This window comes from Paraburkholderia sp. GAS334, assembly GCF_050436625.1.
Taxonomy (GTDB): Bacteria; Pseudomonadota; Gammaproteobacteria; order Burkholderiales; family Burkholderiaceae; genus Paraburkholderia.
The window spans coordinates 153,018-164,496 of record NZ_JBNDMO010000010.1; the positions used below are offsets into that span (position 1 = coordinate 153,018).

At 62.9% G+C, this 11,479-nt stretch carries 13 protein-coding genes; 3 read left to right on the forward strand and 10 right to left on the reverse strand.

The window, feature by feature from the left end; genetic code table 11:
* Positions 1-65: 65 nt before the first annotated feature.
* From dapA to P3T21_RS19960, 8 genes are all read right to left on the reverse strand, one after another.
* Positions 66-971, reverse strand: coding sequence for a 4-hydroxy-tetrahydrodipicolinate synthase (gene dapA / locus P3T21_RS19925; protein ID WP_429257664.1), 906 nt, complete (start codon positions 969-971; stop codon positions 66-68).
* 42 nt (positions 972-1,013) lie between these two features.
* On the reverse strand, positions 1,014-1,616 hold the full coding sequence (locus P3T21_RS19930) for a class I SAM-dependent methyltransferase (RefSeq protein WP_429257665.1): 603 nt from the start codon (positions 1,614-1,616) through the stop codon (positions 1,014-1,016).
* A gap of 14 nt (positions 1,617-1,630) precedes the next feature.
* Complete coding sequence (locus tag P3T21_RS19935; protein WP_429257666.1) at positions 1,631-2,833, reverse strand: tryptophan--tRNA ligase; 1,203 nt, start codon at positions 2,831-2,833, stop codon at positions 1,631-1,633.
* Between the two features lie 7 nt (positions 2,834-2,840).
* On the reverse strand, positions 2,841-3,503 hold the full coding sequence (locus tag P3T21_RS19940) for a site-2 protease family protein (protein WP_429257667.1): 663 nt from the start codon (positions 3,501-3,503) through the stop codon (positions 2,841-2,843).
* A gap of 57 nt (positions 3,504-3,560) precedes the next feature.
* Positions 3,561-4,196 carry an L-threonylcarbamoyladenylate synthase gene (locus tag P3T21_RS19945; protein ID WP_429257668.1) on the reverse strand — a complete coding sequence of 212 codons (636 nt, stop codon included), beginning with the start codon at positions 4,194-4,196 and terminating at the stop codon, positions 3,561-3,563.
* A 78-nt stretch (positions 4,197-4,274) separates the two neighbouring features.
* A complete protein-coding gene (locus P3T21_RS19950; protein WP_429257795.1) occupies positions 4,275-5,105 on the reverse strand; it encodes a 3',5'-nucleoside bisphosphate phosphatase in 831 nt (276 codons plus the stop codon).
* A gap of 90 nt (positions 5,106-5,195) precedes the next feature.
* On the reverse strand, positions 5,196-6,080 hold the full coding sequence (locus tag P3T21_RS19955; RefSeq protein ID WP_429257669.1) for an alpha/beta fold hydrolase: 885 nt from the start codon (positions 6,078-6,080) through the stop codon (positions 5,196-5,198).
* A 281-nt stretch (positions 6,081-6,361) separates the two neighbouring features.
* Positions 6,362-7,228 carry a ferritin-like domain-containing protein gene (locus P3T21_RS19960; RefSeq protein ID WP_429257670.1) on the reverse strand — a complete coding sequence of 289 codons (867 nt, stop codon included), beginning with the start codon at positions 7,226-7,228 and terminating at the stop codon, positions 6,362-6,364.
* A 170-nt stretch (positions 7,229-7,398) separates the two neighbouring features.
* Between P3T21_RS19960 and P3T21_RS19965 the strand changes: the two genes are divergently transcribed.
* From P3T21_RS19965 to P3T21_RS19975, 3 genes are all read left to right on the forward strand, one after another.
* Entirely contained in the window at positions 7,399-7,923 is a 525-nt protein-coding gene (locus tag P3T21_RS19965; RefSeq protein WP_429257671.1) for a gamma carbonic anhydrase family protein, read from the forward strand.
* Positions 7,924-7,984: 61 nt separating this feature from the next.
* Positions 7,985-8,935 carry an Hsp33 family molecular chaperone HslO gene (gene hslO, locus P3T21_RS19970; RefSeq protein WP_429257672.1) on the forward strand — a complete coding sequence of 317 codons (951 nt, stop codon included), beginning with the start codon at positions 7,985-7,987 and terminating at the stop codon, positions 8,933-8,935.
* Positions 8,936-9,126: 191 nt separating this feature from the next.
* Entirely contained in the window at positions 9,127-9,495 is a 369-nt protein-coding gene (locus tag P3T21_RS19975) for a hypothetical protein (RefSeq protein WP_429257673.1), read from the forward strand.
* Positions 9,496-9,606: 111 nt separating this feature from the next.
* On the opposite strand, the gene ftsB is transcribed toward P3T21_RS19975, so the two are convergent.
* Both ftsB and eno read right to left on the reverse strand, forming a co-directional pair.
* Complete coding sequence (gene ftsB, locus P3T21_RS19980; protein WP_429257674.1) at positions 9,607-10,038, reverse strand: cell division protein FtsB; 432 nt, start codon at positions 10,036-10,038, stop codon at positions 9,607-9,609.
* Between the two features lie 120 nt (positions 10,039-10,158).
* On the reverse strand, positions 10,159-11,442 hold the full coding sequence (gene eno / locus P3T21_RS19985; RefSeq protein ID WP_429257675.1) for a phosphopyruvate hydratase: 1,284 nt from the start codon (positions 11,440-11,442) through the stop codon (positions 10,159-10,161).
* Between the last annotated feature and the right edge of the window lie 37 nt (positions 11,443-11,479).

Genomic DNA, 11,479 nt, shown 5'->3' on the forward strand with positions numbered 1-11,479 from the left:
CAGTGCCGGGAACGTGGGCGATTTCGACGTCGGTTAATGGGAATGCCGGTCATGCTGGGCTGGGATCAGCCCAGCAGACCTGACTCGCGCAGCGCGGCACGCACAACATCGTGGTAGCGCGCGTCGAGCGGCGTCAACGGCAGACGGATGCCGCCCTGAACGCGGCCAAGTTGCTGCAGCGCCCACTTCGCTGGAATCGGATTCGATTCGATGAAGAGGTTCTTGTGCAGCGAAAGCAGTTTCAGATGGATTTCACGCGCGGTCTTTGCGTCGGCCGCGAGCGCGGCGCGGCACAGTTCGGCCATCAGACGCGGTGCGATATTGGCCGTCACGGAAATATTGCCGTGGCCGCCCAGCAGCATCAGCGCGATTGCAGTCGGATCGTCGCCGCTGTAGATGCCGAAATGTGCCGGCGCCGCCTTGATCAGGTGCGCGGCGCGATCGATGCTGCCAGTCGCTTCCTTCACGCCGACAATCCCCGGCACCTGCGCGAGACGCAGGATCGTTTCGTTCGACATGTCCGCGACCGTACGGCCCGGCACGTTGTACAGGATCACGGGCAGATCGACGGTTTCCGCGATCTTCGAGAAATGGCGGAAGATGCCTTCCTGCGTCGGCTTGTTGTAATACGGCACGACCTGCAGCGAGGCGTCGGCACCGACTTTCTTCGCCTGCTCGGTGAGTTCGATGGCTTCGGTGGTGGAGTTGCCGCCCGAGCCCGCGATCACCGGAATGCGTCCGGCGACGTGCTCGACCGCGGTCTTGACCATCAGCACGTGTTCTTCGACCGATAGCGTGGCCGATTCGCCGCTCGTTCCGACGACGACGAGACCGTTCGTGCCTTCTTCGATGTGCCAGTCGATCAGTTTGCGGAACGCTGGCAGATCGAGGCTGCCGTCTTCGAGCATCGGAGTGATGATTGCGGGAATGCTGCCGCGAATCTGAATGCCGTCTTGATTGCCGTTAGTCATGAAACGCCATGAATTAGATCAGTAAACCGCGATTGTAGCGGATTAGCCGGCCAGATCGTAACGCGGCGGGGGTAGAGCTTCTTTCCCGTCGACCGGACGATCCGCCTCCAGAACCGCGCAGATCCGCTGGACGTAAGCCGGACGCGGCTGCGCGAGAAAACCATCCTGATACGCAACCACGCGCAGACGCCCGCGAACGGCGTCGAGCAGTTCACCAGGCGCGAGCAGAAACGCCGGTCGCGAAGGCTTGCCGACGGTTTCGTTGCCCTGCGCGAAAGTCTCGTAAATCAGGACGCCCGCTGGCGCAAGCGCGTCCAGCAGGCGGGGAAACAGCGGGCGATACAGATAGTTCGTGACGACAACCGCTGCGAATTTCGTATCCGCCGGAAGCGGCCACGGCCCGTCTTCGATGTCGGCCGTGAGCGTAGTCACACGCGGCTCATCGCGCAGCGTGGCGAGTGCGTCCGCGTCGCAGTCGAGCGCGGTGACCGGATGGCCGTGCGCCGCAAACCAGCGGGCGTGCCGCCCCTCGCCCGAGGCAACATCGAGTACCGCGCCACCGGCCGTCACGAGATGCGTCCAGCGACGCACCCAGCGTGACGCCTCAGCGAGCGTCGAATGTGTCGAAGAAGCGTGATCGCCCATGCGCAACGTCGCGATCAGTTGTACGACAGGCCCATCGCCTCGCGCACATCGCGCATCGTCTCCGTCGCAAAACGGCGCGCCTTGTCGCAACCATCGGCGACGATCGCGCGCAGGAGCGACGGGTCGTCCATGTACTTCTGCGCGCGCTCGAGCATCGGCTGCTGTTCGCGCAAAATGCCTTCGATCACCGGCTGCTTGCACTCGAGACAGCCGATGCCGGCCGAGCGGCAACCCTTCTGCACCCATTCGTGCGTGGTCTCGTCGGTGTAGACCTGGTGCAGTTGCCATACCGGGCACTTGTCCGGATCGCCCGGATCAGTGCGACGCACACGCGCCGGGTCGGTCGGCATCGTGCGGACTTTCTTCGTGATCGTTTCGGCGTCTTCGCGCAGACCGATCGTGTTGCCGTACGACTTCGACATCTTCTGGCCGTCGAGGCCCGGCATCCGCGACGCTTCCGTCAGCATGGCCTGCGGCTCGACCAGAATGATCTTGCGCGAACCCTCGAGATAACCGAAGAGGCGCTCGCGGTCGCTCATCGACAGGCTCTGCGATTCCTGCAACATCGCGCGCGCCTGTTCGAGCGCTTCGTCGTCGCCCTCCTGCTGATACGCGACGCGCAGTTCGTGATACAGCTTCGAACGCTTGCCGCCGAGCTTCTTCGCGGCTTCGTTGGCCTTCTCCTCGAAGCCCGGCTCGCGGCCGTACAGATAGTTGAAACGGCGCGCAATTTCGCGCGTCATTTCGACGTGAGGCACCTGATCTTCGCCGACGGGCACCAGCGAGCCGCGATACAACAGAATGTCGGCCGCCATCAAAACCGGATAGCCGAGGAAGCCGTATGTGGACAAGTCCTTGTCCTTCAGCTTCTCCATCTGTTCCTTGTAGGTCGGCACGCGCTCAAGCCAGCCGAGCGGCGTGCTCATGCCGAGCAGCAGCGCCAGTTCCGCGTGCTCGGGCACCCTGCTCTGGATGAAGAGCGTGGCCTGCGCCGGATCGATGCCCGAAGCGAGCCAGTCGATCAGCACTTCCCAGACGCTCGTTTCGATGACCTCGGGCGTTTCGTAATGCGTCGTCAGCGCGTGCCAGTCGACGACACAGAAAAAGCACGGGTATTCGGACTGCAGCCGCACCCAGTTTTTCAGCACGCCGTGATAGTGGCCGAGGTGCAGCGACCCGGTGGGCCGCATGCCGGAGAAGATACGGTCTGGGAACATGGTTGTATTAGAGAAGCGAAGCGAGAGGAGTCAGGATAGCCGTCACAGCGTCGTAACCGAGGTTGACGAGCGGGCGCAGCCAGAATTTCGTCAGGGTGCCCGTCATCACGAGCGCCATCACAATGAAAAAACCATAGGGCTCGATGCGCGACAACGCGATCGACTGCCGCGCCGGCAACAGCGCAGTCAGCACACGACCGCCGTCGAGCGGCGGCAACGGGAACAGATTCAGCACGCCGAGCACAAGATTGATACCGACGCCGGCGCCCGCCATCCGCGTGAAGAACGGCTCGTCGACGTTCATCGCCGCAAGCGCAACCCCGATCACGCCCCACACGAGCGCCTGCACGAAATTGCACATCGGCCCGGCGAGCGCGACCCACAGGCTGCCCCAGCGCGGATTGCGCAGGTTGCCGAACGCAACCGGCACCGGCTTTGCGTAGCCGAACATGAACGCGCCGCTCGTCGCGAAGTACAGCAGCAGCGGAATCGCGATGGTGCCGAGCGGATCGATGTGCCGCATTGGATTGAAGGAAACGCGGCCGAGCACGTACGCCGTGTTGTCGCCGAGCATGCGCGCGACGTAGCCATGCGCGGCCTCGTGCAGCGTGATGGCGAAAATCACCGGCAACGCGTACACGACGATGGTCTGTATCAGGGAAGAATCCATAACTCGCTATTGTATCAATGCGGGAAGCCGCAACCGGTGGCTTTCGATGCCGGCTGCTTACGCGGGTTGTTCCAGACCAAATGGCTGAAGGCTGCCGCGGCCAGGACGGACGAGTACGGGTTCAGCGCCGGTCAGATCGATCACCGTCGACGGTTCGCACGGACACGCGCCGCCGTCGATCACCAGGTCGATCTGTTTTTCGAGGCGCGCACGGATTTCCTCCGGATCATTCAGCGGTTGGGTTTCACCCGGCATGATTAACGTCGAACCGAGCAATGGCTCACCGAGTTCTTCGAGAATCGCGAGCGTAATTGCGTGATCGGGCACACGCAGGCCGATTGTCTTGCGCGACGGGTGCGACAGACGGCGCGGCACTTCCTTCGTCGCCTGCAACACGAACACGTACGGCCCCGGCGTCACCGACTTGATCAAGCGGTACTGCCGGTTATCGACCATCGCGAAATTGGCCAGCTCCGACAGATCGCGCACCAGCAGCGACAGCAACTGCTTCTCGTCGAGACCGCGAATGCGCCGGATACGCTCGACCGCGTCCTTGTCGTCGAGGCGGCACGCGAGCGCGTAACTCGAATCGGTCGGCAGCGCGACGACACCGCCGTCGTTGATGATCTGCGCGGCCTGCTTGATGAGGCGCAGCTGCGGATTATCGGGATGAAGCCGAAAGAATTGAGACATGGTGAGTGATCAGGATAACTGGAAGTCGCGCTCAGCCCGCGACAGCCTGCGCGCACCGCGCGACGCAACTGCAGCGCGTCACAGCCAGCGTTCCCAGACGGGCGTGAGATCGGAAGGAAGCGGCGGCAGGCTGCCGAAGTCGACACGGCCTTCGCCGGCTGCGTGGAAGTCCGAGCCACGCGACGCCTCGAAGCCGAAACGGCGTGCGACGTCGGCGTATTCGCGGTACTGGTCTGGCGTGTGACTGCCAGTGACGACTTCGATCGCCTTACCGCCAAGATCGATGAATTCGCCGAAAAACGCGTCGAACTCCACCGGCGTGTACGCGTAACGCCCCGGATGCGCGACGACCGCCTCGCCGCCGGCAGTCTTGATCCATTGCACGGCGTCAGCCAGTTTTGCCCAGCGATGCGACACATAGCCCGGTTTGCCGTCGCCGAGAAAGCGCGTGAAGACGTCCTGCGTCGATTCGGCGTAACCGCCTTCCACCATGTATCGCGCGAAATGGGTCCGCGAAATCATGTCGGGGTTCGACACATAGCGCAGCGCGCCAGCGTACGCGTCAGGAATACCGAGCGTCGCCAGCCGTTCGCCGATCGCTTCGGCACGCGCCGCGCGACCGTTACGCGTGCGGGCCAGGCCTTCCAGCAGCACGGCGTTTTCCGGATCGACATGCAGACCGACGATGTGCACCGTTCGCGATGCCCACGTCACCGAAATCTCGACGCCGCTCAGGTACTGCATGCCGAGCGCCGTCGCCGCTGCGCGCGCCTCCGCCTGACCACCCACCTCGTCGTGATCGGTCAGCGCCCACAGCGTCACGCCGCCCGCTTGCGCGCGGCGCGCAACGTCGGCCGGCGCAAACTGGCCGTCGGAAACCGTGGAATGGCAGTGCAGATCGGCGTTCATCGTTGCCTTGAAAAGATTCAGCAACCATTTTACTGCAATGCAGTAGTTCGTCGCACCAATCCCCCAGCATCCGACCTTATGCGCAAAAATTTATGCGCAAAATCCCTCGATCAGCACGGCGACCTGCTCCGGCTGGTCGTGATGGATCATGTGACCGGCATCGTCGATGATCTTTTCGCGCCAGTCCGGGAATGCCTGAAAGCGCGCCTTGAACTCGCTGAGCGGCGTTTCGCCTGCGATCTGCGCGAGCGTTGGCGAGGCGGCCGCTTCGACGTGCAGCACCTTCGCCCGTACGTTGCGCCAGACGGCCATCACTTCGTCGAGGCGATACTGCAGCGGCCCGCGCATCTTGTGCGCCGGATCGGCGAGCAGCGTAAAACGGCCGTCATCGCCCTGCTTCGACCAGTGCTGCGCGAGAAAACGGGCCCGCAGCGGCTCGAGGCGCGCGTTCGTGCGGATCAGACGCGCGGCGACGTCGTCGAGCGTCGCGTAGCTTTTCAGCGTGGGGGGCTCCTTCAGTTCGTCGAGCCAGGTCCGCAGCCGGCGCGGCCACTGTTCCGCGCGTGACGCCCCGAGCCCAAAGCCTTCGAGATCCACCACGCGGCGCACGCGCTCCGGCCGGGCGCCTGCATACAGGCAGACGACGTTCGCGCCCATGCTGTGGCCGACAAGATTGACCTCGCCGGACGGCGCGTAATGATCGAGCAGCGCGTCGAGGTCCGAGATGTATTCCTGAAACCAGTAGTTTCCGCCACCATGCGCCGCCACCGGCCAGTCAGACAGACCAAAGCCGCGCGCATCGGGCGCGATCACCTGCCAGTCGCCGCCCAGTGCGTCGACGACGAACTGGAACGAAGCGGCGACGTCCATCCAGCCATGCAGCATGAAAAGCGCAGGCGCATCCGGGTTGCCCCAGCGTCGCACGTGCAGGCGCACACCGCGCACGGAGACGAAGTCGGACTGGGAGGTGTTCATGGGTAATTCCGCAAAAAAGAATGGTCGTTCGATTATAACGAGATAGTCGACCATCGAGGCGATGTCGCGCGGCGCGCAGGTGCGAAATCTAGCGGTCGGTCGACTAATCAGGTGCGAGTCGATGTGACTCTTTCGGACCTCCGTGGCGCTTCTGATGTAGTAGATCAAATGCAGTCAATTTAACTACTCGCCGAAGTTATAAAGCGTGTCCCGCCTTTTCGTATCCGCAACACGCGGAGTCGATTCAATGCCCTGCGGGATCGTGTGCATCCACCAGGCGTTCAATCCGCGTCCGGCGCCTGTCCTGCTTCCAGCCCGGCCAGCGCGGCGAGTTCCGCCTCGTCAAAACCGGCATCGCGCCGCGCTTCGAAATTGAACGGTCCGCGCAATCTGGGCGCGTGATACAGGTCGGCCAGACGTGTGTAGGTCACATACGGATCGAGCGCGAGCTGATCGCACAGAAACCGGAACCAGCGGTTCCCGATCAGCACGTGGCCGATTTCGTCGCGCAGGATGACGTCGAGGATCGCTGCCGACGTGTGATCACCCGCCTGTTGCAACCTGGCGCGAATCGGCGGGGACGCATCCAGCCCGCGTGCCTCGAGCGTGCGTGGCACGAGCGCCATGCGCGCGAGCACGTCGTCGCGGGTGCGGTCGCACATGTCCCACAGGCCGTTGTGCGCGGGAAAATCGCCGTACGCGTGGCCAAATTCGGCCAGCCGCGCGCTCAGCAGCGAGAAATGGTGCGCTTCTTCCGATGCGACCTTCAACCAGTCGAGATAGAACGCAGCCGGCATCCCGGCGAAACGCCAGACTGCGTCGAGCGCGAGGTTGATCGCGTTGAATTCGATATGCGCGAGCGCATGCAGCAACACCGCGCGCCCTTCCGGCGACTGCATGCTGCGTCGCCCCAGCCGACGCGGCTCCACGAGTTCAGGCCGCTCCGGCCGGCCCGGCAGACCGTCCGGTTCATCGATCACCCGCGCGGGCAGGCAATGCAGGTGGCCGTCGCGGGCGCGCGTGTACAGATCGCGCGTCGCCCGCGCCTTTGTCGCGGGATCGCGCTCGCGCAGCACGCCAAGCGCCTCGCTGCGCAGGCAGGCGTCCGCAAACGAGGATGGCGAGAACGAAGAAACGGCTGGGTTCATCATGGGCAGCAAAGCGGCAAAAAACGGGAATCGTCTGACAGGAACGGGACCGCGCGAGGCGCGCCTCGTGTGCAGCCGTTTAGAATACGCGATTCGACCATGAAGCGCGCCCGACGCGCTGCCGTCGCGCCCCACGTCAGCGGTGCGATGCCCGACGCAGAGGAAACACTGTGGCAATCTACAAACTTGGCGATGCAGCACCCACCATCCACGAAAGCGTGTTCGTCGCGGACACCGCGACCATCATCGGCAAGGTCGCCATCGACGAAAATGCGAGCGTCTGGTTCGGCGCCACGATCCGCGGCGATAACGACCAGATTTCGATCGGCGCGGGCAGCAATATCCAGGAAAACGCGGTGCTCCACACCGATCCCGGCTTCCCGATGACGATCGAAGCCAATGTCACGATCGGCCATCAGGTGATGCTGCACGGCTGCACGATCAAGGAAGGTGCGCTGATCGGAATTCAGGCGGTGGTCTTGAATGGAGCGGTAATCGGCCGCAACTGTCTGGTTGGCGCGGGCGCCGTCGTGACCGAAGGCAAAGTTTTTCCCGACAATTCGCTGATTCTGGGCGCGCCGGCGAAAGTCGTGCGCGAACTGACGGAAGCGGACATCGCAAACTTGCGGCGCGCCGCGGAAAGCTACGTGGAACGCAGGGATTATTTCAAGGCGCAACTCGTGCGCATCGGCTGAGCCGGAGTGCGCGGTGCACAGGCGCAGTTCAGGAACAGCGCCATTCGACCGAGGAAAAGTTGTGAACGACCAGTTGCAAAAATTCATGTTCAGCGCGGCGCCGGTGCGTGGCGAGATCGTTTCGCTGCGCAATACGTGGCAGGAAGTACTGACACGTCGCAAGTACCCGGCACCGGTGCGCAACGTGCTCGGCGAAATGATGGCCGCGTGCGCGCTGCTGTCGGCGAATCTGAAGTTCGACGGCACGCTCGTCATGCAGATTTTCGGCGACGGACCGGTCCAGATGCTGGTCGTGCAATGCAGCTCGGATCTGTCGATGCGTGCCACGGCCAAGTTTTCCGGCGATGTCGCCAGCACGATCGGCGACGACACGTCGCTCATCGAACTGCTGAACGCGGGCGGCAACGGCCGCTGCGTGATCACGCTCGATCCGCGCGACAAGCAGCCCGGCCAGCAGCCGTATCAGAGTATCGTGCCGCTGAACGGTGTGGACGGACCGCTGAAGTCGATGGTCGAAGTGCTCGAACACTATATGCACCATTCCGAGCAGCTTGACACGCGCCTGTGGCTCGCCGCGAATTCGGAACGCGCCGTCGGCATGCTGCTGCAGAAGCTGCCAGGCGACGGTGGCATCGTGCCGCATCCAGGCGAACTCGACGCGGACACGTGGGAACGCGTATGCACGCTCGGCGGCACGCTATCCAACGACGAACTGTTGAAAGAAGAACCCGACACCGTCTTCAGGCGTCTGTTCTGGCAGGAAAACGTCCAGCATTTCAAGCCGACGCCGGCGCGCTTCGAATGCAGCTGCTCGCGCGGCAAGGTTGGCGCGATGCTGAAAATGCTCGGCCGCGAGGAAGTCGACGGCGTGCTCGAAGAACGTGGACACGTTGAGATCCACTGCGAGTTCTGTAATCAGCGGTACGAATTCGACCCCGTCGACGTGGCGCAACTTTTTCTTGTCAGCGGGCTCTCAGAAGGAGTGATGCCGGCGGCGGGTCAACGCCACTAAACGCCGCCGCGCCGCGTCACCGCGTTACATATCGCTAGCTGAATCTGAAACGCGCCGCCTTCCTGGTCAAGTATGGATGGCGGCGTCTTATGGCTCACATTTGCGTTCAACCCTGCGTTGAACCCAGGTTGAACATTGGCGGCGCCACTTTTACACGGACTATTCCGGGCGTCCTGCCGATGGAGGCTGACATGAAACCCTCGCTGATTCGTTCCGTCCGGATTTTTGTGGCGCTATCCGTCGTCGCTGGCAGTGCCGCGTTGACCGGCTGCGTCATGGACCCGCCCGGCCCTTCCCCGATCTACAGTCGCCTGCCGGCCGACCAGTCGGGCGTATCGGCGACCGCCCAACCCTTGACGCCAGAAGAACGCGCCCGCTACGACGCGATCGACCGGCAGGTGCTCGCGGAGCAAAACCAGTCGATGGCCGCTGAGGCTGCAGCAGAGGCGTGGTCACGGTACTACACGCCGCCCGTGAGCGTCTACGGCAGTTACTACAGCGGCGGATGGGGGCATGGCTGGGGTTCGGGCGTGGGCTTCGGAACGGGCTGGGGCTGGTAACCTGACGCGCCCGGAAACGCATCCGTCAGCCGTAAAAAAGCCGCCCGATGGGCGGCTTTTTCGTGGTTGAAACCTGAGACGAAGTCGACTACGGTCTTTCCAGGCCGCACATCAACCTGCGCCCTTCTGTTTCGGATCCTTCTTCGCGGCGTGCTTCTTGTCCGGCTTCGCGCGCGATTCCGGATTCGGCACCACATGCAGCGGCGCGGCCGACACTTCACCACGTGTCGACGTCGTTGCCGAAGGCGTGGTGGCAGCAGGCAACGGCGCGTTCGGCGACACGAACTGCACAAACACTTCGCCGTCCTTCACCATGCCCATTTCGTAACGCGCGCGCTCTTCGACAGCCGCCGTGCCGTTCTGCAGATCGTGCACTTCGCCATCGATACGCTCGTTACGCAGTTTTGCGTCCGCGTTCTTCTTTTGCTGGAGCGCAAGCTGCTCCTGCAGTTCGTGCACGCGCAGCCAGCCACCATGCCCCCACCAGAGCGGGTACTGGATCAGCGCCAGCAGGACGATCAAAACGACAGTAACAAGCCGCATGAAGAGAGCACAAATAATACGCGCCGCCCTGCGCTATACGCAGGGCGGCGGGCTGATCCAGAAACGAAGTGTGACCGGTTCAAAGGTCGAATTCGCGCTCAGAGCACAATCGTCGCGCGATTAGCGCAGATTGTAGAACGCCGACTTGCCCGGGTAGCTGGCGATATCGCCGAGATCTTCTTCGATACGCAGCAACTGGTTGTACTTCGAGATGCGATCCGAACGCGACAGCGAGCCCGTCTTGATCTGACCGGCGTTCAGGCCAACTGCGATATCGGCGATCGTCGAATCTTCGGTTTCGCCCGAGCGGTGCGAGATCACAGCCGTGTAGCCAGCGCGCTTCGCCATTTCGATGGCCGCGAAGGTTTCCGTCAGCGTACCGATCTGGTTGATCTTGATCAGGATCGAGTTCGCGATGCCCTTCTCGATGCCTTCCTTCAGGATGCGTGTGTTCGTCACGAACAGATCGTCGCCGACCAGCTGGATCTTGCTGCCGAGCTTGTCTGTAAGAATCTTCCAGCCTTCCCAGTCGCTTTCGTGCATGCCGTCTTCGATCGACACGATCGGGAACTTGTCGGCGAGCGCGCCGAGGTAGTCCGCAAATTCCGTCGACGACAGTTGCAGGCCTTCGCCGGCCAGCTGGTACTTGCCGTCGTGGTAGAACTCGCTCGCTGCGCAGTCGAGCGCGAGCAGCACGTCTTCGCCCGCGCGATAGCCGGCCTTTTCAATGGCTTGCAGGATCGTCGACAGGCATTCGTCGTTGCTGCCGAAGTTCGGCGCGAAGCCGCCTTCATCACCCACTGCCGTGCTCATACCGCGGTCGCTCAGAATCTTCTTCAGCGCGTGGAACACTTCAGCGCCGCAACGCAATGCTTCACGGAACGTCGGCTGGCTGACCGGCACGATCATGAATTCCTGGATGTCCAGGCTGTTGTTCGCATGCGCGCCACCGTTGACGATGTTCATCATCGGCACCGGCAGTTGCATCGCGCCCGAGCCGCCGAAATAGCGGTACAGCGGCAGGCCGGCTTCTTCAGCCGCGGCCTTCGCGACGGCCATCGAAACGGCCAGCATCGCGTTCGCGCCGAGGCGCGACTTGTTGTCGGTGCCGTCGAGTTCGAGCAGCGTCTTGTCGAGGAAAGCCTGTTCCGATGCGTCGAGGCCCATGATCGCTTCGGAGATTTCGGTGTTGATGTGCTCGACGGCCTTCAACACGCCCTTGCCGCCGTAGCGGCCTGTTTCGCCGTCGCGCAGCTCGATGGCTTCGCGCGAACCCGTCGATGCGCCCGACGGCACTGCCGCGCGGCCCATCGTGCCCGATTCGAGCAACACGTCGCATTCGACGGTGGGGTTGCCTCGCGAATCGAGAATCTCGCGACCGATGATATCTACGATAGCACTCATGGTTTCCTCAAGAAATGACGTTGGATTCTGACGGCGA